1 rRNA gene is annotated in these 276 nt (G+C 50.0%); it reads left to right on the forward strand.

Annotated elements, in window-relative coordinates:
- Nucleotides 1–175: 175 nt before the first annotated feature.
- Nucleotides 176–276, forward strand: a 5S ribosomal RNA gene (rrf, locus tag MES37_RS24650); the annotation flags it as partial.

A 276-nucleotide genomic window follows, 5' to 3' on the forward strand; every position in this document is an offset into this window, starting at 1 on the left:
CTGGGTGTGTAAGCGTAGCGATACGTTGAGCTAACCAGTACTAATGATCCGTGAGGCTTAACCTTACAACACCGAAGGTGTTTTGGTTGAGAGACTAAGCATTTGATTTTCAGCTTGAACCGAGATTAAGTTGATGGTTGTGTGAATAGCACAACGGTTAACAAAACAGAATATGCCTGGCGGCACTAGCGCGGTGGTCCCACCTGACCCCATGCCGAACTCAGAAGTGAAACGCCGTAGCGCCGATGGTAGTGTGGGGTCTCCCCATGCGAGAGT

Origin of the sequence: Buttiauxella sp. S19-1 (genome assembly GCF_022134725.1) — a bacterium.
Lineage (GTDB): Bacteria > Pseudomonadota > Gammaproteobacteria > Enterobacterales > Enterobacteriaceae > Buttiauxella > Buttiauxella ferragutiae.